The sequence below is a fragment of the Nocardiopsis terrae genome (assembly GCF_014651695.1).
Lineage (GTDB): Bacteria > Actinomycetota > Actinomycetes > Streptosporangiales > Streptosporangiaceae > Nocardiopsis > Nocardiopsis terrae.
This window is the reverse complement of record NZ_BMXJ01000002.1, coordinates 500456-522733: the sequence shown is the minus strand read 5'-3', so window position 1 is coordinate 522733 and position 22278 is coordinate 500456. Positions and strand designations below refer to the sequence as shown.

19 protein-coding genes are annotated in these 22278 nt (G+C 72.0%); 13 read left to right on the top strand and 6 right to left on the bottom strand.

Going from position 1 to position 22278, the window contains the following annotated elements; translation table 11 throughout:
• The 5 genes from IE195_RS06365 (at nt 1) to IE195_RS06345 (ending at nt 5260) form a co-directional block, all read left to right on the top strand.
• Nucleotides 1-429 carry a (deoxy)nucleoside triphosphate pyrophosphohydrolase gene (locus IE195_RS06365; RefSeq protein WP_191268433.1) on the top strand — a complete coding sequence of 143 codons (429 nt, stop codon included), beginning with the start codon at nt 1-3 and terminating at the stop codon, nt 427-429.
• A 168-nt stretch (nt 430-597) separates the two neighbouring features.
• On the top strand, nt 598-2490 hold the full coding sequence (gene typA / locus IE195_RS06360; RefSeq protein ID WP_191268432.1) for a translational GTPase TypA: 1893 nt from the start codon (nt 598-600) through the stop codon (nt 2488-2490).
• Nucleotides 2491-2600: 110 nt separating this feature from the next.
• The gene (locus tag IE195_RS06355) at nt 2601-3266 is read left to right on the top strand and encodes a DUF6758 family protein (protein WP_191268431.1); all 666 of its coding nucleotides are present in this window, start codon (nt 2601-2603) and stop codon (nt 3264-3266) included.
• A 60-nt stretch (nt 3267-3326) separates the two neighbouring features.
• Nucleotides 3327-4202, top strand: a complete 876-nt coding sequence (locus tag IE195_RS06350) for a PHP domain-containing protein (RefSeq protein WP_191268430.1) — start codon at nt 3327-3329, stop codon at nt 4200-4202.
• Between the two features lie 104 nt (nt 4203-4306).
• Entirely contained in the window at nt 4307-5260 is a 954-nt protein-coding gene (locus IE195_RS06345) for an MBL fold metallo-hydrolase (RefSeq protein ID WP_191268429.1), read from the top strand.
• Nucleotides 5261-5348: 88 nt separating this feature from the next.
• Here the strand turns inward: IE195_RS06345 and IE195_RS06340 are convergent, their stop codons facing one another.
• Together IE195_RS06340 and IE195_RS06335 are read right to left on the bottom strand one after the other, a co-directional pair.
• Nucleotides 5349-6257, bottom strand: coding sequence for an alpha/beta fold hydrolase (locus tag IE195_RS06340; RefSeq protein WP_191268428.1), 909 nt, complete (start codon nt 6255-6257; stop codon nt 5349-5351).
• Nucleotides 6258-6309: 52 nt separating this feature from the next.
• A complete protein-coding gene (locus IE195_RS06335) occupies nt 6310-7818 on the bottom strand; it encodes a DEAD/DEAH box helicase (RefSeq protein ID WP_225942771.1) in 1509 nt (502 codons plus the stop codon).
• A gap of 625 nt (nt 7819-8443) precedes the next feature.
• Between IE195_RS06335 and IE195_RS06330 the strand changes: the two genes are divergently transcribed.
• From IE195_RS06330 to IE195_RS06320, 3 genes are all read left to right on the top strand, one after another.
• Nucleotides 8444-9133, top strand: a complete 690-nt coding sequence (locus IE195_RS06330) for a ferritin-like fold-containing protein (protein WP_191268427.1) — start codon at nt 8444-8446, stop codon at nt 9131-9133.
• 175 nt (nt 9134-9308) lie between these two features.
• Nucleotides 9309-9620: a DUF6401 family natural product biosynthesis protein gene (locus IE195_RS06325; protein WP_191268426.1), complete on the top strand. Its 312-nt coding sequence runs from the start codon at nt 9309-9311 to the stop codon at nt 9618-9620.
• 267 nt (nt 9621-9887) lie between these two features.
• Nucleotides 9888-10130, top strand: coding sequence for a hypothetical protein (locus IE195_RS06320; protein ID WP_191268425.1), 243 nt, complete (start codon nt 9888-9890; stop codon nt 10128-10130).
• Nucleotides 10131-10230: 100 nt separating this feature from the next.
• On the opposite strand, the gene IE195_RS06315 is transcribed toward IE195_RS06320, so the two are convergent.
• From IE195_RS06315 to IE195_RS06305, 3 genes are all read right to left on the bottom strand, one after another.
• Nucleotides 10231-11031 carry a mechanosensitive ion channel family protein gene (locus IE195_RS06315; RefSeq protein ID WP_191268424.1) on the bottom strand — a complete coding sequence of 267 codons (801 nt, stop codon included), beginning with the start codon at nt 11029-11031 and terminating at the stop codon, nt 10231-10233.
• Between the two features lie 310 nt (nt 11032-11341).
• The gene (locus IE195_RS06310; RefSeq protein ID WP_191268423.1) at nt 11342-11989 is read right to left on the bottom strand and encodes a TetR/AcrR family transcriptional regulator; all 648 of its coding nucleotides are present in this window, start codon (nt 11987-11989) and stop codon (nt 11342-11344) included.
• Nucleotides 11990-12260: 271 nt separating this feature from the next.
• Nucleotides 12261-12491 carry an Rv3202a family protein gene (locus tag IE195_RS06305; RefSeq protein WP_191268422.1) on the bottom strand — a complete coding sequence of 77 codons (231 nt, stop codon included), beginning with the start codon at nt 12489-12491 and terminating at the stop codon, nt 12261-12263.
• 282 nt (nt 12492-12773) lie between these two features.
• Here IE195_RS06305 and moeZ point away from each other — a divergent pair, with 282 nt between their 5' ends.
• Together moeZ and IE195_RS06295 are read left to right on the top strand one after the other, a co-directional pair.
• A complete protein-coding gene (moeZ, locus tag IE195_RS06300) occupies nt 12774-13937 on the top strand; it encodes an adenylyltransferase/sulfurtransferase MoeZ (RefSeq protein WP_191268421.1) in 1164 nt (387 codons plus the stop codon).
• A gap of 179 nt (nt 13938-14116) precedes the next feature.
• Nucleotides 14117-14503 carry an SPW repeat domain-containing protein gene (locus IE195_RS06295; protein WP_191268420.1) on the top strand — a complete coding sequence of 129 codons (387 nt, stop codon included), beginning with the start codon at nt 14117-14119 and terminating at the stop codon, nt 14501-14503.
• Between the two features lie 23 nt (nt 14504-14526).
• Here the strand turns inward: IE195_RS06295 and IE195_RS06290 are convergent, their stop codons facing one another.
• Nucleotides 14527-14769, bottom strand: a complete 243-nt coding sequence (locus tag IE195_RS06290; protein WP_225942325.1) for a DMT family transporter — start codon at nt 14767-14769, stop codon at nt 14527-14529.
• Nucleotides 14770-14863: 94 nt separating this feature from the next.
• Here IE195_RS06290 and IE195_RS06285 point away from each other — a divergent pair, with 94 nt between their 5' ends.
• The 3 genes from IE195_RS06285 (at nt 14864) to IE195_RS06275 (ending at nt 22067) form a co-directional block, all read left to right on the top strand.
• Nucleotides 14864-15220 (top strand): MGMT family protein, encoded by a 357-nt coding sequence (locus IE195_RS06285; RefSeq protein WP_191268419.1) that lies wholly within the window; start codon nt 14864-14866, stop codon nt 15218-15220.
• An 87-nt stretch (nt 15221-15307) separates the two neighbouring features.
• Nucleotides 15308-18448, top strand: a complete 3141-nt coding sequence (locus IE195_RS06280; RefSeq protein WP_191269026.1) for an ATP-dependent helicase — start codon at nt 15308-15310, stop codon at nt 18446-18448.
• Nucleotides 18441-22067 carry a UvrD-helicase domain-containing protein gene (locus tag IE195_RS06275; RefSeq protein ID WP_191268418.1) on the top strand — a complete coding sequence of 1209 codons (3627 nt, stop codon included), beginning with the start codon at nt 18441-18443 and terminating at the stop codon, nt 22065-22067. The genes IE195_RS06280 and IE195_RS06275 overlap by 8 nt, the downstream gene beginning before the upstream one ends.
• The last annotated feature ends 211 nt before the right edge of the window (nt 22068-22278 follow it).

Below are 22278 nucleotides of genomic sequence, written 5' to 3'. Positions count from 1 at the left end.
GTGCGACAGACACTGATCGTGGTGGGCGCGGCCATCATCCGGGACGGACACGTCCTCGCCGCCCAGCGCGCCGAACCCCGGGCCGTACGCGGACGGTGGGAGTTCCCCGGCGGCAAGACCGAACCCGGGGAGAGTCCCGCCGAGGCGCTCGTCCGGGAGTGCCGGGAGGAACTGGGCGTGACCGTCCGACCCCTCGAACAGGTCGGGGACGACGTCTCCCTGCCCGAACTGGCCGAACGGTACTCCCGTCCGGCCGTCCTGCGGCTGCTGCGGGCCGACCTCCGGGTCGGGGAACCGCAGGCCCTGGAACACCTGGCGGTCCGCTGGGTCGCCTCCGGCGGCCTGTACGGACTCGACTGGATGCCCGCCGACGTCCCCTTCCTGGGGGCGCTCACCCCGCTGCTCCGAGCACAGGAGAGCCCCGCCTGAGGCGGCTTTCGGGATGCGTGCGACGCCCCGCCGGGGCGGACTCCGGGGTGACCAAACTAACCGGGGTGACCTGTACGTTTCCCAACCAGACCACTATGACCGCATAAACTGGCAACGGGCCGTGGCACTCTGCGGTCTCTACCCAGTACAGGAGATCGAGACTTAAGCATGTCCAGCGCTACGCCCGTCGAGGGCTCCGCCCGCCGCAGTGACCTGCGCAACGTCGCCATCGTGGCTCACGTCGACCACGGCAAGACGACCCTCGTTGACGCCATGCTCTGGCAGTCCGGTGTCTTCCGGGAGAACCAGGACGTCGACGACCGTGTGATGGACTCCAACGACCTGGAGCGCGAGAAGGGCATCACCATTCTCGCGAAGAACACGGCGGTGCACTACACCACGCCCGAGGGCGATGACGTGGTCATCAACATCATCGACACACCCGGCCACGCCGACTTCGGCGGTGAGGTCGAGCGAGGGCTGTCGATGGTCGACGGTGTCGTCCTGCTCGTCGACGCCAGCGAGGGACCGCTCCCGCAGACCCGCTTCGTGCTCCGCAAGGCGCTGGCGGCCAAGCTCCCCGTCATCCTCGTCATCAACAAGGTCGACCGGCCCGACAGCCGTATCGCCGAGGTCGTGGACGACACCTACGAGCTGTTCATGGACCTGGACGCCGACGAGTCGCAGATCGAGTTCCCGATCGTCTACACCTGCGCCCGCGACGGCAAGGCCTCCCTGGAGCGCCCCGGCAACGGCGAGGTGCCCGAGAACGACAACCTCGTCCCCCTGTTCAGCACGATCCTGGACACCATCCCGACCCCCAAGTACACCCCCGGCGCGCCGCTGCAGGCCCACGTCACCAACCTGGACGCCTCCCCCTTCCTCGGCCGTCTGGCCCTGGTCCGGGTCCAGGAGGGCGAGCTCCGCAAGGGCCAGCAGGTCGCGTGGATCCGCACCGACGGCACCGTCCAGCAGGTGAAGATCACCGAGCTCCTGATGACCGACGGTCTGGAGCGCAAGCCCGCCGAGATGGCCGGCCCCGGTGACATCGCGGCCATCGCCGGTATCGAGGACATCATGATCGGCGAGACCCTCGCCGACCTGGAGAACCCGGTTCCGCTGCCGCTCATCACGGTGGACGAGCCCGCCATCTCCATGACCATCGGCACCAACACCTCGCCGCTGGTCGGCAAGGTCAAGGGCGCCAAGGTCACCGCGCGTCTGGTCAAGGACCGCCTGGAGAAGGAGCTCATCGGCAACGTCTCCCTGCGGGTCCTGCCCACCGAGCGCCCGGACACCTGGGAGGTGCAGGGCCGCGGTGAGCTGGCGCTGGCCATCCTGGTCGAGCAGATGCGCCGCGAGGGCTACGAGCTGACCGTCGGCAAGCCGCAGGTGGTCTCCCGCACCATCGACGGCAAGGTGCACGAGCCGGTCGAGCGGCTCACCGTGGACGCCCCCGAGGACTACCTGGGCGCCATCACCCAGCTGCTCAGCGTCCGCAAGGGCCGGATGGAGAACATGGTCAACCACGGCACCGGCTGGGTGCGCATGGACTGGCTGGTCCCCTCCCGCGGCCTCATCGGCTTCCGTACCGAGTTCCTCACCGAGACCCGCGGCACCGGTATCGCCCACCACGTCTTCGAGAAGTTCGAGCCGTGGTTCGGTGACCTGCGCACCCGCCCGAACGGCTCCCTGGTCGCCGACCGCGCCGGTGTGGCCGTGGCGTTCGCGATGTTCAACCTCCAGGAGCGCGGCACGCTGTTCGTCGAGCCCACCACCGAGGTGTACGAGGGCATGATCGTCGGGGAGAACTCCCGCTCCGACGACATGGACGTCAACATCACCAAGGAGAAGAAGCTCACCAACATGCGTTCGGCCACCGGCGACGAGCTCGTCCGCCTGGTGCCGCCGCGCAAGCTCTCCCTCGAGCAGGCCCTGGAGTTCTGCCGCGAGGACGAGTGCGTCGAGGTGACCCCCGAGAACGTCCGTATCCGCAAGGTCATCCTGGACCAGAAGGAGCGCGGCCGGATCACCGCGAACAAGAAGCGTCAGCAGCAGTAGGACGCTCCGGAGGGCCGAGCGCCCTCCCGGTTCCGGAGCGGGCGGAGTGCGAACGGCACCCCGCCCGCTCCGCGTTTTCGCTGGTCTTCACTCGGGTAGACCCGTAGAACATGAGACCCGAGCCCTCGTGTCCACGTTGTGGGCGCACCGTACAACCCCCGGGGTTGTGGACCAGCGCCTGGCAGTGCGACGCCCACGGACCGGTGGCGCCCCTCCAGGGGATACGCGCCCCGGGTACCGCCGCGCTTGAAACCCTCCTGCCGCAGGCCCGGGTCCCGGTGTGGATCCCCTGGCCGCTGCCGGCGGGGTGGGTGGTCACCGGGTTCGCCGAGGCCGGGGACGAACGCAGCGGTTCGCTGGCCGTGGCCGTGGCCCTGTCCGGGCCGAACCCGCTCGGCGGCGTCGGCGAGGCCGTCATCGTCGCGGAGGACCCCGGTATCGGCCTCGGAGCCCGCCTCGCGGGGCTGGAGGGCCCCGATCCCGGCAACGGCTTCGACTCCGGACCGCCCGACGCCAAGGTGCGGTTCGACGGCCACGAGATGGCCCTGTGGAACCTGGACGTGGGCCGGGACCGGGCCGTCTACGCCGGGGAGGCGCTCGCCGACTGGCTGTGGCTGGTCTTCGCCTCCGCCGACACCGGCATGCTGATGTGCGAGGTCAAGTCGTTGCGGGACCTGCGTGACATGCGGGACGGCGGCGTGGCCCTGGAACTGCCGTACGGGGCGCCCAGCCCCTTCCTGGGCCGGGTCCTGGCGCCACGGGAGGAACCGGAGTGATCCGACCGCTCGGGCGACCTGGCCCGAGCGCGACCGTCGCGACTTACGTACAATCGCCCGGTGACACGTATCGACCTGCACTCCCACAGTTCGGTCTCCGACGGGACCGACGCCCCAGCCGAGGTCATCGCGTACGCGGTCGCCGCCGGACTCGACGTACTCGCCCTGACCGACCACGACACGGTCGGCGGGATCGAGGAGGCCGCCAGACACCTGCCCCCCGACTTCACCCTGGTCCCGGGGATGGAGCTGTCCTGCGCCTACGAGGGGTCCAGCGTCCACCTGGTCTCCTACCTGTTCGACCCGGACTCCCCGGGGCTCGACGCCGAGCTGCGCCGGGTTCGCTCCGACCGGGCCTCCCGCGCGGAGGAGATGGTGTACAAGCTTCAGGCGCACGGCGTGGAGGTGACCTGGGAGCGGGTCCTGGAGATCGCCGGGGCCGGACAGGACGAGTACGCCGACGCCAACACCATCGGCAGGCCGCACCTGGCGCGCGCCGTGGTGGAGGCGGGGGCCGCCAGGAACGTGCAGGACGCCTTCGACCGGTGGATCGGCTCCGGCGGGCCCGCGTACGCCTCGCGGTACGCGATCGACCCGGTCCGTGCGGTGGAGCTGGTCCGCCAGGCCGGCGGGGTGTGCGCACTGGCGCACCCCGCCCGCGCGGAGGGGGCCACCAACGGGGCGGTCCCGGTGGAGCTGGCCGAACGCATGGCCGAGGCCGGGTTGGGCGGTATCGAGGCCGACCACCCCTCGCACAACCGGCCGCAGACGAAGTTCTGGCGCGGGGTCGCCGCCGACCTCGGGGTGGTGGTCACCGGATCCAGCGACGACCACGGGGCCCTCACCGGCCACCGGATGGGCTGCCGGACGACCTCCCCGGAGGCGTTCGACGAGCTCATCGCCCCGGCCACCGGGGTACCCCTGATCAAGGGCTGAGAAGCAGCCGCCCCCCGGGGTTCGGTACGGTACGGACCACTGCGCGGGGACGCGACAATAGTCGCAGCGTTTTACTACCCATACCGGACGAAAGGTCTGACGCCGTGTTCTGGAAGCGGAAGTCGAAGAAGCAGGACGGCCAGGAGGCCACCGATTCCGCTGCGGAGGTCGCGGAGGACACCACTGAGGAGACCGAGGACGAGGCGGCCGCGACAGGGGCCGAGCCCGAGGACAAGGGCGCAGGGTCCGAGGACGACAAGGGCGGGTCGGTCAAGGACACCGCGGCCGGGGACGACAGCGCCGAGGACACCGGGGAGAGCGACGGGGCCGACGACGCGGAGGCGGACGACGACTCGGAGACCGCCGCCGGGTCCGAGGACGGCACCGAGGACGAAGAGGTCGAGGAGGTCGAGGAGGTCGGTGTGACCGGCCCCGACACCGACGGCATCACCCGTGTGCGCACCGCCGGAACCTTCGAGTTCGACGGCGAGAAGTTCGACGTCATCAGCAACACCTGGATCATCGAGGCGGACAAGGAGGGGGTCGTGGTCATCGACCCCGCCCACGACGCCGAGGCGATCATGAAGGCCGTCGGGGACCGCGAGGTCTACCTCGTGGCCTGCACCAACGCCTACAGCCCGCACATCGGGGCCGCGCTGGCCATCGCGGAGGAGACCGAGGCGGACATCGCCCTGCACCCCCGTGAGATGCGTGCCTGGCGCCGCATCCACGGCGCGGAGCACCGCCCCGAGATCGACGTGGAGGGCGAGGGCGCCCTGGACATCGGCGACCTGCACATCGACGTCCTGGCCCTGCCCGGCACCGCCAGCGGCACCGTCGGTTTCTACGTGAGCCAGCTCGGCGCCGTGTTCAGCGGTGACACCCTGCGCAAGGGCGAGCCCGGCATGGTCGGCAACACCTACATCGACTACACGACGCAGCTCGCCTCCATCGGCGAGAACCTGCTGTCGCTGCCGCCGGACACCCGGATCCTCCCGGACCGCGGCCCCTCCACCACCGTCGAGGCCGAGAGCCGCAACTTCGACTCCTGGGTCTGACCCCCGAGGCCCCCGGGCGGCCAGGACGAACCGCCGTGCCGCCGTCCCCTCCCGGGGCGGCGGCACGGCCGTTCCACGGTGTTGCGGGTCAGCGGCGGCCGACGGACTCCGTCTCGTTCCAGAAGGACGTCAGCGCGCTGGACGTGGTCTCCGGGGCCTCGACGTTGGGGGAGTGGCCCGCGCCGGGGACCACCAGGCGCCGAGCACCCAGCCGCTCGGCCATCCCGTCCTGCTCGGCCAGCGGCCAGGCGTCGTCGTTCTCGCCGTAGAGCACCAGCTTGGGCACGTCCACCTCGGCCAGCTCGTCGACCCGGTCCGGGGCGCCCAGCAGGTCCTCGGCCATGCGGACGAGGGCCAGCGCACTGCTGTTGACGAACCGCTCGCGCAGGAACGCGAGCATCTCCGGGCCGACCGCCCGGGAACGGGCCTCGAGCTCGAAGCGTTCGTCCCACAGTTCGCGGAGGCGTTCGGCGGTGGGGGCCATCGAGAGCGCGGCGATGAGGTTGCGGGTCCGGGCCGCCCCCTGGCCGCTCAACGGCCCGGGGCCGGAGCACATCAGGGTGAGGGAGGCCAGCGGGGAGAGTTCGGTCAGCGCCGCCTCACGGGAGACCAGACCGCCGAAGGAGTGCCCCACCAGGTGGACGGGGCCTCCGTCGCCGACCTGGTCCATGACCTCGGTGACCACGCGTCCCAGCGAGGAGAGCCGGTAGTCGGGGAGTTCGACCCCCGGAGGCGGGGTGAGGGTCTCCAGGCCCGGAGACCGGTGGGACCCGGGCAGGTCGACCGCTACCACCTCCCGCCCGGCCTGGGCCAGGCTCTGGAGGAGGGCGATGAAATCCTCCTTGCTGCCGGTGAAACCGTGCACCAGGACAGCAGGGGCCAACTCTGTGCCGCCGGACGTGGGCAGAGCCCGGAGTGCGGCCACCGGACCGTACGAAAGTCGCAGGTCCGTGTGCCGCACACCCGGCGGCAGATCGAGGAACTCAGGTGTACTCACGTCGGGCAACCCTAGACGATCGGCGGACCGGCCCGGGAGTACCCGACGGTGATCAGGTGTTCTCGGGGTCCCGGCGCACACCGCCGCGGGTGCGGCGACGGCGGCGGACCTTGCGGGCGCCCTCCCCGTCGGAGGACTTCTCGGAGCCGTTCGCGGGGCTCTCGGACTTCACCGCGGTCCGGCCAGCCGAGCCCTCGGCCCCGGTGGCGTTGTCGCCGCCCCGGGTCCGCTTGCGGGAGCGGTTGCGGCCGCCTCCGCCGGAGCCGCCGCGCCGACCGCCCTGCTCACGGCCCTCCTTGCGGTCACCGCGGCCCCGTCGGCCGCCGCGGTCGCCGCCGCGGGGCTGGCCGGTGTCGCCGATGTCCTCGACCTCCTCGGCCTCCAGGCCGGCGTGCTCGCCGCGCTTGTCCACGGCCAGTTTGCCCTTGGTCCCCTCGGGGATGTTGAGCGCCTCGAAGAAGCCCGGCGAGGTGGAGTAGGTCTCCTCGGGCTCGTGGAAGTCCAGGCCGAGCGCGCCGTTGATCAGCTTCCAGCGCGGCATCTCCTGCCAGTCCACGAAGGTGACCGCGGTACCGGTGCGCCCCGCACGGCCGGTCCGGCCGATCCGGTGCGTGTAGGTCTTCTCGTCGTCGGGCGTCTCGTAGTTGACCACGTGGGTCACGTCGTCGACGTCCAGGCCGCGGGCGGCCACGTCGGTGGCGACCAGGATGTTGATCTTGCCGTTGCGGAAGGCACGCAGGGCGCGCTCGCGCTGGCTCTGGCCCAGGTCGCCGTGGACGGCCGCGGCGGCGAAGCCACGGGTCTTGAGGTCGCCGGCGACCCGGTCGCAGGCCCGTTTGGTCTGGCAGAACACCATGCTCTGGCCGTGGTCCTGGGACTGCAGGAGGCGGGCGAGCATCTCCGGCTTGTCCATCTGGTGGGTGCGGAACGCGTGCTGGGCGATCCGGCTGGGGATGGTCGAGCCGTCGATCTCGTTGTCGTCACCGGCCCGCACGTGGGTGGGCTGGCGCAGGTAGTTGCGCGAGAGGGTGACGATCTCACTCGGCATGGTCGCCGAGAAGAGCATCACCTGGCGCTCGGTGGGGATCTTGGTGAGGATGCGTTCGATGTCGGGGAGGAAGCCCAGGTCGAGCATCTTGTCAGCCTCGTCCAGGACCACCGCCGAGACCTCGTCCAGTCGCAGGTGCTTCTGGTTCTCCAGGTCCAGCAGGCGGCCGGGGGTGCCGACGACGACGTCGACGCCCTCCTTGAGGCCGTTGATCTGCGGCTCGTAGGAGCGGCCGCCGTAGACGGTCAGGATGCGGCCGCTGCTGCGCTTGCTCGCGGTGGTCAGGTCGGCGGCCACCTGGATGGCCAGCTCACGGGTGGGAACCACGACCAGGGCGCGCGGCCGCTTGGCCGAACCCGGCTTCTCCTGCGCCCGCTGGAGCAGGGGCAGACCGAAGGCGAGGGTCTTGCCGGTTCCGGTGCGCGCCTGTCCGATGATGTCGCTTCCGTGCAGCGCGATCGGCAGGGCCAGTTCCTGGATCGGGAAGGGTTCGATGATCCCCTCCGCCTCCAGGGCGTCGGCGAGCTCGGGGCTGACGCCCAGGTCTCGGAAGGTGGTGCTGGGTTTCGTGGTCGTTTCTGTACTACTCAGGGCTCAGGCCTCCATCTAGGCGGGCCACAGCGTTGTTCGTGGCCGCGGCGGGGTGCGGTCGCGGGCGGCTTCTGGCCGCCGCGGAGGGCGCGGCTCACCGGGTTCCCGCTTCGGCGAGGGATCCGTGGTGGCGCTGCCGACTGGACCCGCGCGGCCCGGGGGGTGACCCTGGCCGCTGTCTCTCGGTTCCATCCGCTGGTTGTCGTGTGCGGTGCGTAGCTGGGCGCGTGGGCCGTTGCTCCCTCACGCCGCACTGCTCGTGAGGACACGTTGTGGTGTCCGGCTGACACGTCACCGGGCGCCCGCGTCCGCGGCGCCGAAACGTACTCGCGGGAGGGCCCGCGTCGCGGGGGTGCGGGACGCGGCGCCGTGATCGTGCACGCCGGTCATCACGCTGAGTCTAGCTGCTGGTTCGCCCGGTGCACATACCAGTTCGCCGGGCTGTGGACGGCTGTGACCGTACCCGCTCCCAGGTGGTGCAACCGTTTCCGATCAGCGTTTAGTCCCCGATTGGGGGGCCGGGGGGCCGGGCGATACCCTGGCGGGCATGACCAAAGGCCCCTCCGCCGACCCCGGCGTGATCGATCTGCTCGGACTGCTCGCCTACGCCGAGCTCGGTTCCTTCTTCCGGCTCGCGGACGACGCCGGACTGGCGCCCTCGCTGCGGACCAGGGGCCAGCTCGCCGGTCTGGCCGCCACCGAGCAGAACCACTACCAGGCGCTGCGCGAGCGCTTGGTGGAGCTCGGGGTGGACCCGGAGGAGGCCATGGAGCCCTTCGTCGGCCCGCTGGACCTGTGGCACGAGCGCACCGAGCCGCAGAGCTGGCTGGAGAGCCTGGTCAAGACCTACGTCGGCGACGGCATCGCGGGTGACTTCTACCGCAAGGTCGCCGAACTGGCCGACGCGGACACCCTGGCGCTCGTCGAGGACGTGCTCGCCGAGACCGAGCGGGCGGAGTTCCTCGCCGCCCAGGTGCGTTCCGCGCTGGCGGAGAACCCGAAGCTGGCCGGCCGCCTGTCCCTGTGGGCCCGCCGCCTGGTCGGCGAGGCGCTGAGCCAGGCGCAGGCGGTGGCCGTGGACCGGCCGGAGCTCGCCTCGCTTCTGGCGGGCAGGGGGCCGCGCGGGGGGGATCCTGGTGATTCGGGTCTGGACGACCTCGCCGCGGTCAGCCGGATGTTCGCCTCCCTCACCGAGGGTCACGCCGAGCGACTGAACGCCATGGGATTGGCCGATTAGGGCGCCGAATCGCCGATGCGCCACCGGCTCTGGTGCTTTTGCGATGTTTGACCAGGACTTGGCGTGACTTGGTCAAGGGCGGGTAATTTCCAACACATTCGTTACGATCCATTGGTCCGGCGCGCATAGAGTCGATGGAGTTTCCCGTCTCCTGACCACACGAGTAGGTACTTCCATGCCCCGTGGGACCTCCGTGCGCCATCCGCTGGCCGGACTCACCCGTGACTTCCACAAGATCGGCCCCCTGGACGGGCCGGTAGAACCCTGGATGAGCGCTGAGCTGGATCAGCACGCCGCACAGGTGTGCGAGGGCATCGTCTCCGGCGGTGCCGAACTCACCGCGAACACCCTCGGAACCTACCTCCACGGTTTCCTCGACGGCTGCCTCGAACGCGGCTGGGACTCCGAGGGCGCCGACTACGACTGGGAGACCCTCCGCATTCTCGCGATCTGCCGACTGGCGAGGGAGCGCGGTTTCGTCCGCTAGGTTGGTGGCATCCGCAGCCGGGTGTGACCTACGACGCGAGATGTATCGCGGTCACCGCCCCACGGGTTCTCCGGCGAAAAGCCGTTGCCGGGGCGTACGCTGAAACGTACCGGTGAACCCACAGTGGCCGACCCGGGGCCGGTTCACCCCGGTGTGACCAGGGTCCTGCGGAATGCAACGTGGGATTCACGGTGTTTCAGGGTCCAGGTGGATCTCGGGCGCCGTGACTGGCGGAGCGGCCCGAAGAGCCGCGAGAAAGGAATGCGAATGAGGAGCGGTCGGCATGGGGCGGCGCGCCCACCGGTCGGCGTCCTGATCCAGCAGGATCGCGTCGACTTCGCGCTTTTCGCACTGATCTTCGTCGTCGCACTCGCGTCGATGGTGTTCACCGGACCCGGGAGCGTTGTCTTCTGGTTGGCGTTCCTGCCGTTGATCGCCACCGGCGTCCTGGCCTTTCGGCGTATCGAACACCTCGCCCGACTGGAGTTGCGCGACTCCGAGTTCCTGTGAGCCGGGGCCGCGACGGCGGCACAGGACGAGGGCGAGGCCGCACGGCCCCGCCCTCCTTCGCTGCCCGGACCGCCCCCGCGGGTGACCCGGGTCCGTGCGGTCACACGGTGGGCTCGCCACCCGTGCCGCGCTGCCCCGGCATGCTGGTGGCCTCCCTCTTCGACTCGGTGCTCTTCCCGGCCTCGGCGCTCGGACGGTTCATCGCCGCCTCACGCCCGGCCTGGTAGCTGCCCTCGCCGGTGAGCTGTCCGGTCTCGCGTTCGGCGACCTCCAGCCAGCGCGCCCAGCGGGACTGCATCGGCTTGATCATGCCGCCGCCGACGCCGACGATCAGGATGCCGCCCACCGTGGCCAGCGCCGCGATCAGCACCGGCAGGGTGACGGAGACGGCCACGCCCATCTGGTTCAGCGCGGCGATGACACCGAGGGCCAGGATGGCCACGGCCGCCACGTTGGCCAGGAGGCGTCCGTAGGAGAGCCCGCCCAGGGCGCCGGTGACCAGGTCCCGGACTGCCTTGGCGATCATGGCCGTGACCACGACGATCACGAGGGCCACGAGGCCGTTCGGAATCCATGCGATGACGTCGCTGAGCAGTGTGCTCACCGGGTTCGGTCCGAAGACGTTGAACGCCATCGTCAGCACGAACAGCAGCCCGACGTAGTAGATGATCTTCCCGCACAGCTCACTGGCGGTCCAGCGGCTGCGCTCGAAGTACTCGCCCACACCTCCGCGGTGCAGCGCGCGGTCCAGTCCGACGCTGTGCAGGCCCTTGCCGACGGCCTTGCCCACGAACCAGGCGATGATCCAGCCCAGTACCAGGATCACCAGGAAGCCCAGCAGCATGGGCACAAAGCCCACAATCGTCTGCCAGGCGTCCGTCAGGCCCTGACCGATGTCCATACGTCTTCACCTCCGAATCGCTAGTTCCACTCAGGGCACCGGTTTGTCGGTGTCCGGCGGATACGGCGAAGAGAAGCGCGGTACTCCTCAGTTTCGCGATACCCGGAGAATGGGAATCGAACCGCTTGTGGGGTGAGCGTCCAGGTCATTGCCAAGCCTTTGCCGGACAATGGTTAATTCTTTGTTCTTTAATTTTTCGAGCGGTGGGAAAATGCCCGGTTCGCTGTCGTGTGAAGAGGATTGTTCGGAAAAAGGAGGGCCCCCGGCGCGCGTTCGCGCGTCCGGGGGCCGTGGCTCCGTCGGGCCGGGGTCAGTCCCCGTCCCCGTCCTCCTCGCCGGACCGGGTGAGGTCCCAACCGCTGATCCCGCGCCAGGCCAGCCGGGCCACCAGTTGCTCGGCGGCGTTCTGGGGGACCGAACCGTGGTTGTTCAGCCAGTACCGGGCGCTGGTCTCCGCCATGCCGACCAGGGCGATGCTCAGCAGGTGCGCCTCCTCGTCGGAGATGCTGGTGTCCTGCCGGATCACCTTGCCGATCAGCTCGGCGCAGCGCTGGAACGTCTCTTCGCTCTTCTCCCTGACCGCGGGGAGGTTGCGCAGGTCGGACTCGAAGACCAACCGGAACGCCTCTCCGTCGCCCGCGACGAAGTCGAAGTACGCCTGGAAACTGGCGGTGACGCGCTGACGGTTGTCGTCGGTGCTCTCCAGCGCCTCCCGCTGTTTCTCGACCAGGGCCTCGGAGTGTTCCTCCAGAAGGGCCAGGTAGAGCTCCAGCTTTCCGGGGAAGTGCTGGTAGAGGACCGGTTTGCTGACACCCGCGCGGTCCGCGATCTCGTCCATCGCCGCCGCGTGGTAACCACGGGCGACGAAGACCTCCTGAGCTGCGGCCAGGAGTTGGCGGCGGCGCCTGACCCGGGGCAAGCGGGTGCCCCGGGCGCGGGCGTCTGAAGGAGCTGTCACACCCACACCCTCCGAACTCGGCATGGCAGATGCACGCCATTCATTGGACATCTGCGTGGCTGACGCTGTCGGACCCGGCGTCGGCGCTGTGACGCGGCCCGCAGCTTTTCCCTCATCTTACTGCTGCGTAAGTTCGGTGTGGGCGGCACGGAGCCACGGCTTTCCCGCGCGGACCGGGCGGAAGGCCCGCGTCGCAGGTGGGGAGAGGCCTCGAACACCCGCCGGGCAGGCGAACGGGCCGCCCCCGACCCCGACGGCGCGCGGATCCGCCTCAGCGGTGTTCCTCCTCGTCCGGGCCCGCCTCACGCACCTGTTCGATCACGTCCGCTTCGTTGGCCTGGTCGAGGGCCCCCTCCGGAGGCTCCTCGAACCAGTCGTCGCGGTCCTCGTCCCCGGCCGGGGTGCGCTGTTCGGCCGCATCCGCCTCGGGTACGGCCACCGCCGGGTCCTCGCCTGCGGGGGCGGTGCGCCCTCTGTTCCCACTGGGATCGGAAGATGTCACGGGATCCTCCCAACGTCGTCGCGGAGCGTAGGAGCGACACTACCTCCGGGGCGCCACGGTGAGGGGGATCCGCGCGGGATGAACTCCCGGGCCGCCGTGGTTGGGGAGGTCAGGACACCACCCCGGGGGCGACGAGGGCCACGCCTCCCCGGGGTGGGAATGGAAAACCCCACCCGTTAGGTTGGGTATGAGTGCAAGCAGCTTCGCGCACCGCCCCATGTTCCCGTGGGCCCCTCGGCACGGGTGGATGCGAAGCGACCCGAACAGACATGAGGAGTCACCGTGTCGCTGCCGCCGCTGGTGGAACCAGCCGCAGAGCTGACCGTGGACGAGGTGCGCCGCTACTCGCGTCACCTGATCATCCCCGACGTGGGCATGGACGGCCAGAAGCGTCTGAAGAACGCGAAGGTGCTGGTCGTCGGCGCGGGCGGCCTGGGCTCCCCGGCCCTGCTCTACCTCGCCGCCGCGGGTGTGGGCACGCTCGGCATCATCGACTTCGACGTCGTCGACGAGTCCAACCTCCAGCGCCAGATCATCCACGGCCAGAGTGACGTCGGCCGGCCCAAGGCCGAGTCCGCCCGGGACAGCGTCAAGGAGGTGAACCCCAACGTCGAGGTCGTCCTGCACCAGGAGCGCCTGGAGTCGGACAACGCGTTGGAGGTCCTCGCCGACTACGACCTGATCCTGGACGGCACCGACAACTTCGCGACCCGTTACCTGGTCAACGACGCCGCCGTCATCCTGAACAAGCCCTACGTGTGGGGTTCGATCTACCGTTTCGACGGCCAGGTCAGCGTCTTCTGGAACGAGTACGGGCCGCAGTACCGCGACCTGTACCCCGAGCCCCCGCCGCCCGGCATGGTCCCCTCCTGCGCGGAGGGCGGCGTCCTGGGCGTGCTGTGCGCCTCCATCGGTTCGGTGATGGTCAACGAGGCGATCAAGCTGATCACCGGCATCGGTGACCCGCTGGTCGGCCGTCTGCTCATCTTCGACGCCCTGGAGATGAGCTGGCGCGAGGTCAAGGTCCGCAAGGACCCGGACACCGAGCCGGTCACCGAGCTCATCGACTACGAGGCCTTCTGCGGGGCCGTGTCCGAGGAGGCCACCGAGGCCGCCGCGGACTCGACCATCACCGCCCCCGAGCTCAAGGAGCTCCTGGACAACAAGGCCGACGACGTGTTCCTCGTCGACGTCCGGGAGAAGAACGAGTACGAGATCGTCAGCATCCCGGGTGCGACGCTCATCCCCAAGGGCCAGTTCCTGAACGGCAAGGCCTTCGAGCAGCTGCCGCAGGACAAGCGCGTCATCCTGCACTGCAAGTCGGGTGTGCGTTCGGCGGAGGCCCTGGCCGCGGTCAAGGCCGCCGGGTTCTCCGACGCCGTGCACGTGGGCGGCGGCGTCCTGGCCTGGGTCAACCAGGTCGACCCGAGCCTGCCCACCTACTAGGACCGCCCGGCCGACACGCCCGTCGCGGGCGCGGGGCCACCAGGACGGCGCCGGGGTTCCCCGGCGCCGTCCGTCGTTTTCCGGGGCCGCCCGGCCCTGGGAGCCTCCCGAGTGGGTACAGGTCCCACACGGGGTGCCGCGCCGACCGGTGCGCGCCCCCGCCGCAGGGAGGTGGCGTTATGCGTGTGAAGGGACGCTGGGCGGACTGGGCTTCGGTCGTCCTCGGTATCGCGGTGGGCCTGAGCTGGATCTGGCACGGGATGTACGGATTCTCCGGCGGGCTGTTCTTCGTACTGGGGCTGGCGGTCGTCCTCGCCGCGGCCGTGTCGCTGACCCGGCCGGGAGCGGTGTCGAGCGAGGTCGGGGTGCTCGCCGTCGGGGCCCTGATCTTCGCGCTGCCGTGGATCCTGGGCTTCACCGGGATCCTCGGAGCCGCCCTGACCGCCTGGATCGGCGGCGGGGCCATCGCCGTGCTGGGCGCCGTCGGTCTGGTCATGGCCGGGGCTGCGCGCAGGCGCGACCCCGAACTGGCCTGGGGCAGCCACAGCAACACCGTGCCGGATTGACGTCCTCCCCGGAGCCGCCCGCCTCAGCGCGGGCGGCTCCGCTCCGTCCCGGAGGGCTCCGCGGTCTCCGGCGGCTTCACGGACTTCGGGGGCTGCGCCGCCGTCCCCTGCCCGCGCCGGGAAACGGCCACCCCGGCCAGGCACAGCGCCCCGCCCAGCAGTGCGCCCGGCACCGGTGTCTCTCCCAGGAGAACCCAGGAGAGGGCTACAACCAGGGCGAGGAGTGCGGCCAGTGCCGCGAGGCCTCGGCCGTCGGTGTCGGACATGGATCCAGAATGCCCCAGGCCCGCCGCGCCCTGCGGCGGGCCCCGACCCCGCCGCGGAGCCGCTTCGTCGTGGCGGTTGGCTAGGCTTCGTGCCATGCCCGAGGAACCCCGACCCCGCACCCCCGGCGACGAGGCACCGGAGGAGACCCTCGACGACTACACCGAGGAGGTCCTCTCAGTGGTCGAGCGCATCCCCTCGGGCCGGGTGCTGAGCTACGGAGACATCGCCGAGTACGTCGGCCGGGGCGGCCCCCGGCAGGTGGGGGCCGTCATGTCCCGGTGGGGCGGGGGAGTGCCCTGGTGGCGGGTGGTGCGAGCGGACGGACGCCCCGCCGAGGGGCACCTGGTACGTGCCCGATCCCACTACGCCGCCGAGGGGACCCCCATGCGCCCCCGGAGCGACCGTGTGGACATGCGCCGGGCCCGGTGGGAAGGGGACTGCGGAGGCTGACGGCCCGCCCGCACCCCTGGCCGCCCGTCCGGGACGGTCATCCGACTCTGGTGAACTGGGGGCGTGAACACATCCCCGTACCGTCTCGTGCGGCGCGCCCACCAGGTGCAGCCGCCGCCGGTGCTGGACGAGAACCAGCAGCGCGTCGTCGACCACCCGGGCGGACCCCTGCTCGTCCTGGCCGGCCCCGGAACAGGCAAGACCACCACCGTCGTCGAGGCCGTGGTGGACCGCATCGACAACCGGGGCGTGGACCCCTCCCGCGTCCTGGTGCTCACGTTCAGCCGAAAGGCCGCCCAGGAACTGCGCGAGCGGATCACCGGACGGCTGCGCCGCACCACCCGCGAACCCCTGGCGCTGACCTTCCACAGCTACGCCTACTCCCTGATCCGGCGCGAGTTCCAGCGGATGGGCGACCTGCCGCCCCGGCTGCTGTCCGGCCCCGAACAGCTCATGGAGGTCCGCGAACTGCTGTCCTGGGAGTTCCAGGACGGCGCCCCCGGCTGGCCGGAGCGCCTGCGCCCCGCCCTGGAGACCCGCGGTTTCGCGGAGGAGCTGCGCGACTTCCTGATGCGCGCCCAGGAACGCGGACTGGGACCCGGCGAGCTCGCGGAGCTGGCCGCCGAACGCGACCGCGACGACTGGACCGCCGCCGCCGGGTTCCTGTCCCGGATGAACGGCCGCTTCGACATCGCGCCCGTGCCCACGCTCAACTACGCCGAGCTGGTGCGGGTGGCCGCCAACATGCTGTCCGACCCCGAGGTGCAGGAGCGCGAGCGCGCCGCCCACGAGGTGGTGTTCGTCGACGAGTACCAGGACACCGACCCCGCTCAGGAGGAACTCCTGCGCGCCCTGGCCGGGGACGGCCGCGACCTCGTGGCGGTCGGCGACCCCGACCAGTCCATCTACGGCTTCCGCGGCGCCGAGGTGGACAACATCCTCGACTTCCCCGGCCGCTTCCGCACGCTCCAGCGCACCGACGCGCCGGTCGTGGCGCTGCGCACCTGCCGCCGCAGCGGCTCCGCCCTGCTCGCGGCCTCGCGCGGCCTCACCCGCCGCCTGCCCGCCGTCGCCTCCGCGCACGGCCGGGTCAACGCCCACCGCGACCTCACCCCGGCCGCAGGCGTCCCCGACGGCGAGGTGCACCTGATGATGGCCGACAGCGCCACCCAGGAGGCCGCGGTCATCGCCGACACCCTGCGCCGGGCCCACCTGGTGGACGGGGTCCCGTGGTCGGACATGGCGGTCCTGGTCAGGTCCTCCAGCCGCCAGCTCCCCGTACTCCGCCGGGCCCTGGCCGCCGCCTCGGTGCCGGTGGTCGTGGGCTCCGACGACCTGCCGGTGGCCGCCGAACCCCTCGTCCGGCCCCTGCTCGGGCTGATCCGCCACGGCCTGCGCCCGGAGGAGCTGGACGAGGAGTCCGCCCGCGAACTCCTGATGAGCCCGTTCGGCGAGGCCGACACCGTCCGCCTGCGCCGCCTGGTGCGCGCCCTGCGCCGCCTGGACCTGGACCGGGCCCGGGAGGCCGGGGAAGGCGAGGACCCGGGGTACCGGCCCTCCGCCCGCCTGCTCGTGGACGCCCTGCGCGACCCGCGCGAACTCACCCTGGTGGACCCCGCGGTCGCCGCACCCGCCACCCGGGTGGCCAAGGCGCTGCGGACCGTGCGCGACCTGGCCGCCGAGGGTGCCGACGCAGAACAGGTCCTGTGGGAGCTGTGGCGCGACAGCGGCCTCGCCGACCGGCTGCTCCGCGCCAGCCTCGCGGGCGGCCGCCGGGGGGCCGCGGCCGACCGCGACCTGGACGCCGTGGTGGCCCTGTTCGAGAGCGCCGCCCGCTACTGCGACCGCCTGCCGCCCGGCACCCCCGGCGGCTTCCTGGAGGACCTGGCCGCCCAGGAGATCCCCGGCGACAGCCTCGCCGAACGCGCCCCCGACGGCGAGGCGGTGCGCATCCTCACCGCGCACCGCTCCAAGGGCCTGGAGTGGGGCCTGGTCGTGGTGGCCGGGGCCCAGGAGGGGGAGTGGCCCGACCTGCGCCTGCGCGGCTCCCTGCTCGGCGTGGAGGAGCTCGTCGACGCCCGGAGCCACGCCGCGGACTCCTTCGGCGCCGCCCTGGCCTCCAAACTCCTGCACGAGGAGCGCCGCCTCTTCTACGTGGCGCTCACCCGCGCCCGGCGCACCCTCCACGTCACCTGCGTGGGCGGCGAGGACACCGACGAACGCCCCTCCCGCTTCATCAACGAGATGGGTCTGGGCGAGCCCGAACAGGTCAGCACCGGCCGCCGCTGGCTCTCCCTGCCCGCGCTCGTCGCCGACCTGCGCTCGGTGGTCACCGACCCCGACGCGCCCGGACCGCTGGTCGAGGCCGCCGCCGCGCACCTGGCCCGCCTGGCCGAGGAGGGCGTCCGGGGGGCCGACCCGGCCGAGTGGTACGCGCTCACCCCCTTCACCGACGACCGCCCCCTCGCCGAGGAGGAGGACACCATCCGGGTGTCGCCCTCCCAGGTGGAGAGCTTCACCAACTGCCAGCTGCGCTGGCTGCTCGAACGCGCCGCCGGTGCCTCCTCCGGCGACTCCGCCTCCGCGCTCGGCACCGTGGTGCACGCCGTCGCCGTCCTGGTCGCCCAGGGCAGCAGCGCCGAGGAGGTGGGCGCCCGGATGGACGAGATCTGGGCCGACCTGGACTTCGGCGGGCCCTGGCAGGCCGACAAGCAGCGCGACCGCGCCGACGAGATGGTCCGCAAACTCGTCAGCTGGGACGCCGGAAACGAGCGCGAACTGGTCGTCACCGAGGAGGGGTTCCGGGTGGACGTCGGCGGTATCGAGATCACCGGCCGCGTCGACCGCCTCGAACGCGACGAGCAGGGCCGCGCCGTGGTGGTGGACATCAAGACCGGCCGCAACAAGGCCGACGACCTGGCCCGCCACCCCCAGTTGGGCGTCTACCAGATGGCCGTGCTCAGGGGCGCCTTCGCCAAGCTCGGCCTGGCCGAACCCGGCGGCGCCGCACTGGTGCACGTCGGCGGGGCCGCATTCAGCAAGAAGGCGCGCGAACAGGCCCAGCCCCCGCTGGGCGAGGACCCCGACCCCGGATGGGCGCAGACCCTCGTGCGCGAGGTCGCCACCGGCATGGGCGGGTCCCGTTTCGCCGCCACCCGCAACACCGGATGCAACTCGTGCGCCGTGCGCGCCTGTTGTCCGGTCCAGGACGAGGGCAGACATGTCTGAACCCAGCACCCCCACCCCCGACCCCCTCCCGGCCCCCGCCCCCGGATCCCCCGGACCGACTTTCACCCCGGCAGAGCTCGCCCGCCTCCTCGGGCGCCCCGAACCCACCTCCGAGCAGGCCCGGGTCATCTCCGCGCCGCTGGAACCCGGGGTGGTCATCGCCGGGGCGGGGTCCGGCAAGAGCGAGACCATGGCCTCCCGGGTGGTCTGGCTGGTCGCCAACGGGCACGTGCGCCCCGAGCAGGTCCTCGGGCTGACCTTCACCCGCAAGGCCACCGCCGAGCTGGCCGAACGGGTGCGCAGACGCCTGGAGCAGCTGCGCGCCACCGAACAGTTCCCCGAGGAGCTGCTGGACGGTGAACCCACGGTCTCCACCTACAACGCCTACGCCGGGCGCATCGTGGCCGACCACGCCCTGCGCGAGGCGGTCGAGCCCACCTCCCGGCTGCTCAGCGAGGGCCAGGCCTGGCAGCTGGCCGCCCGGATCGTCGGCGAGTACGACGGACCGATGGACCACGTCGACGTCGGTGCCGACACCGTCACCCGCCGGGTCCTGGACCTGTCCGGACAGATCTCCGACCACCTCACCGGCACCGACCAGGTGCGCGGCGTCGGCCGGTGGATCCAGGCCGAACTGGACCGGATGACCCGCAAGCCCACCAAGGAGACCCGGGACCTGGTGGACACCCAACGGCGCCGTGAGGAACTCCTCCCGCTGGTCGACCGGTACAACCACGCCAAACACGCCCGTGAGGCGATGGACTTCGGCGACCAGATGGCGCTGGCCGCCCGCATCGCCCGGAACCACACCGAGGTCGGCCTCATCGAGCGGGGCCGCTTCCGGGTGGTGCTCCTGGACGAGTACCAGGACACCAGCCACGCCCAGCTCGTGCTGCTGCGCGCCCTGTTCGGCGACGGGCACGCGGTGACCGCCGTCGGCGACCCCTGCCAGTCCATCTACGGCTGGCGCGGGGCGATCGCCGCCAACCTGACCAGCTTCCCCACGGACTTCCCGGCCGCGCCCGGGCGGCCCGCCTCCGTGCGCCGCCTGTCCGTCAGCTTCCGCAACGGCCAGCGCGTCCTCGACGTCGCCGAACGCATCTCCGAGCCGCTGCGCGCCGAGGCCGCCGACGTGCCCGTCCTGCACCCCGGGCCCGCCCGCCGCGACCGGGGCACCGCCCTGACCGCCCTGTTCGCCACCGAGACCGGGGAGGCCGCGTGGATCGCCGACCAGGTGCGCCGCCTGGTCAGGGCCACCGCCGAGGACCCCGGCGGCCCGGTGTTCGCCCCCGACGGCCGGGCCTGGCCCGAGGGCGAGACCGGGGGGGCCTCCGACGGGGCGGTCAGCCCCGGCGACATCGCCGTCCTGTGCCGCAAGCGCTCCCAGTTCCCGCCGCTGCGCGAGGCCCTGGAGGCGCAGGACATCCCGGTGGAGGTGGTGGGCCTGGGCGGGCTCATGCTGGTGCCCGAGGTCCGCGACATCATCGCCACCCTGCGCGTGGTCCACGACGCCTCCGCCGGGAACGAACTGGCCCGCCTGCTCACCGGCCCGCGCTGGCGGATGGGCCCCCGCGACCTGGCCGCCCTCGGCTCCCGGGCCGCCGAACTCGCCCGGCACACCCGTCGCGACCTGACCGGGCCCGCCGCGGAGGAGGGCCCGGAGGGCGAGGACGGCGAGGACCTGCTGCGCCGCACCGTCCTGGACCTGACCGCGGAGAGCGGCAGCCTGGTGGACGCCGTCGACGACCCCGGCCCCGCCGGGAACTACTCCGGGGCCGCCTACGAACGCCTGGGCCGCCTCGCCGAGGAACTGCGCTCCCTGCGCAAACTCGTCGGCCAGCCCCTGCCCGACCTCATCACCGAGGTCGAGCGCATGCTGGGCCTGGACATCGAGGTGGGCGCCCGCACCCACCGGGACCCGCTGTCGGCCCGGGCCGACCTCGACGCCTTCGTCGACCACGCCGTCCGCTTCGTGGGCAACACCGAGGACCCCACCCTCGGCAGTTTCCTGGGCTACCTCAACGCCGCCGAGGAGAACGAGAGCGCGCTCAGCCCCGGGGAGCGGGTCGGCGGTTCGGACAGCGTCAAACTCATGACCATGCACGGCGCCAAGGGCCTGGAGTGGCCGGTGGTGATCGTGCCGGGGGTGAGCGCGGGCAAGCGCGCGCCGCTGTTCCCGGCCAAGGCGCGCGACTCGCTGGCCTGGGTGAAGGCCGAGCACCTGCTGCCGTACCCGCTGCGCGGCGACCGCCAGAGCCTGCCCGTCCTGCAGGGGGTGGACAAGGAGTCCATCGCCGCCTTCAAGGAGGCCGAGGACGCCCGCCACCTGACGGAGGAGCGCCGCCTGGCCTACGTGGCGGTCACCCGCGCCTCCTACGCCCTGGTGTGCACCGGGCACTGGTGGGGCCGGACCGGCAGCAGCCCGCGCGGCCCCTCGGAGTTCCTGGAGGAGGTCCGCGAGGCGTGCGAGCGGGGCGCCGGGAGCGTCGTGCACTGGGCTCCGCCGCCCGACCCCGAGGACACCAACCCGCACGACGACGAGGAGGCCTCCTCCGTATGGCCGCCCGCCGAGGTGCCCGCGGTGGGGGGCGGGGCCGCCGCGGCCCCGGCCGAGGCCGCGCCCGTGGTGGACCCGGACCCCGGTGCCGACTTCGTTCCCGGCCCGGAGCCGGAGCATGAGTACGAGCCGGGGTACGACCCCGAGTACGACGACGGGCCCCCGCCCCCGTACGACCCGGGCCCCGAGCCCGTGTTCGAGTCGGAGCCCGGGTTCGAGACCGGACCCGCCCCGGTGGCCGCGCCTGCGGCGGACAGCCGCCGCGCCCAGATCCTGGCCGGGGCCGACCTGGTCGAACGCGCCCGCGCCCGGCTCCGCGCGGGCAGGCCCGCCGGTCCTCAGAAGACCCCCGAGGGGCTGCGCCGCCGCCTCCAGGGGTGGGAGCGCGACACCGAACTGCTGCTCGCCCACCGGGAGAGCGAGAGGGAGGGCCCCGGCGACGGGACCGTCCAGGTGGAGCTGCCGGACCACCTGTCGGTGTCCTCCATGGTCTGGCTGGCCCGCGACCCCTCCGCCCTGGCCCGGCAGATCCGCAGGCCGCTGCCCCGGCCGCCCGCGCCGCACACGCGGCGGGGCACGGCTTTCCACGCCTGGTTGGAGCAGCGCTTCGGGCAGCACGCCACCCTGCTCGACGAGCTCCCCGGGGCCGCTGACGAGACGGCGGGGGAGGACGAGGACCTGGCCGAGCTGCAGAGGAAGTTCGAGGAGAGCGAGTGGGGTCCGCGGGTGCCGGTCGAGGTGGAGGTGCCGTTCGAGACGGTCATCGGTGACCGGTTGATCCGCGGCCGGATGGACGCGGTCTTCTACGACACCCTCACCGGGCGCTACGACGTGGTGGACTGGAAGACCGGCCGCCCGCCCGGGAACGGGGCCGAGCAGCGGGCCGTGGGCGTGCAGCTCGCCGCCTACCGCCTGGCCTGGGCCGATCTGGCCGGGGTGGGGTTGAAGGAGGTCCGGGCGGCGTTCCACTACGTGAGGGCGGGGGAGACCGTGCGCCCCACCGACCTGCTGGACGCCGAGGGTCTGGCCGCGCTGATCGCCGGGGTCCCGGAACCGGAGTGAGTCCCGGGGCGCGGGGTGCGGGGCGCGGATTCCGCAGCCGAAGGCCCCGGCCGGGACCTGGGACGACCTGCTCGCCCACCTGTGGGCCCGCGACCAGCTCCGCCGACCGCACCACCAGCGACTCCCCGGGTGACGCCCGCCCTGCCGCTGACAGGTTCCTACCCGGAGGACGCTGTCGGCTGCCCCAGGGCGGGCGTTGCCTGCCTCGGTG